The organism is Streptomyces sp. NPDC054863 (genome assembly GCF_053610825.1).
This window is the reverse complement of the sequence record NZ_JBSGZD010000556.1, coordinates 1-1,534: the sequence shown is the minus strand read 5'-3', so window position 1 is coordinate 1,534 and position 1,534 is coordinate 1. Positions and strand designations below refer to the sequence as shown.

Genomic DNA, 1,534 nt, shown 5'->3' with positions numbered 1-1,534 from the left:
AGGCCACGTGTCCCGCCCGTCGCCAGTTTCGCTACTCGTCGGTAGCATCCTGCTCATGGCAGACACCAAGCAGGCAGAGCAGGCCGTGCAGGCCCCCAGCAAGTCGGCCGAGCGCAGGACCGCCAAGCTCGCCAAGCAGATCGGCGCCTTCGCCGGGCAGCACGGCGGCGCCGAGGGACAGCTCGCGTACATCGGGCAGCGGGGCACCCGCATCGTCCTGGTGGGCGACGACGGCGCCTGGGGCGACCTGGTGGCCCCGACGTACGACGTGGCGAAGGCGGCCACCGAGAAGGCCGGGATCACCGTCCACGAGGACTTCGACGGCGACTTCGCGGCCAAGGTCGAGACCGGTCCTTACGAGTGGAAGCGGATGGCCGGAATCCAGATCGGCGGCCCGGCGAACAAGCCTTCCTAGGGCCCCGGAGGGAGTACCCGGGGGAGGGCCTCACCCGTTAGGCCCTGTGGAAGAGTTCCGTCCACCCCGGGAGCCCCCTTGATCACGACCCCGTCGTCCCTGGTGGACCAGTACTGCCACGGGGTGCTCCGCACCGAGCTGGGTCTCGGCACCTTCGAGGCCCACCTCGGGCGCACGCCCGCGCCGCCCGCCGCCGGCACCACCTTCTTCGACACCCAGACCGGTTTCGCGGTGCGCCGCTGGTGTCCGCCCCTCCTCGGCCTGGAGCCGCACTGCACGCCCGCCCGCTATCTGGCCAGGCGCCGTGAGCTGGGCGTACTGGAGTCGGGGCGGCGGCTGCTGAGGGGCGCCGGGATCTCGACGTACCTGGTGGACACCGGGCTGCCCGGCGACCTGACCTGCCCCGCCGAGCTGGCATCGGCGGCCGATGCCGAGGCGCACGAGATCGTACGGCTGGAACTGCTCGCGGAGCAGATCGCCGACACCTCGGGAACGGCGGAGGGCTTCCTCGCCAACCTGGGCGAGGCCATGCACGCGGCGACGAAGTCCGCGGCGGCCTTCACCTCGGTGGCGGGGGTACGGCACGGACTCGCCCTCGCGCCGTATCCGCCGGGTCCCGGCGAGGTGCGCGGGGCGGCCGGGCGGTGGCTGGCGGGGCGCCGGGCGGGCGGCCGGCTGACCGACCCCGTACTGCTGCGGCACCTGCTGTGGAACGCGGTCGGCTGCGGGCTGCCGCTCCAGCTGCACGTGGCGGGGGACCCGGAGCGGCTCACGGAGTTCGCGGCGGCGAGCGCGGGGCTCGGCACGGATCTGGTGCTGCTGCACGGCTATCCCTACCACCGGCACGCGGCCCATCTCGCGGGCCTCTTCCCGCACGTCTACGCGGACCTGGGACCCGCGCCCGCGCACACGGGGGCGCGGGCGGCGGCCGTGCTCGCGGAGACGCTGGAGCTGGCGCCGTTCGGCAAGCTGCTCTTCTCCAGCGGCGCGCGCGGGCTGCCGGAACTGCACGTGGTGGGGGCCCAGGTGTTCCGCGAGGCGCTCGGCCGGGTGCTCGGCGGCTGGGTGGCCGAGGGCGCCTGGTCGAAGGCGGACGCGGAACGGGTCGCGGGCCTGATC

The 1,534-nt window shown here is 74.1% G+C and carries 2 protein-coding genes; both read left to right on the top strand.

Annotation, left to right across the window (positions count from 1 at the left end; translation table 11 throughout):
- Positions 1-55: 55 nt before the first annotated feature.
- A complete protein-coding gene (locus tag ACWGIG_RS38865) occupies positions 56-415 on the top strand; it encodes a hypothetical protein (RefSeq protein WP_453326437.1) in 360 nt (119 codons plus the stop codon).
- Positions 416-493: 78 nt separating this feature from the next.
- Positions 494-1,534: amidohydrolase (locus ACWGIG_RS38860; protein ID WP_453326436.1), on the top strand; the 1,041-nt coding region annotated here is incomplete at its 3' end.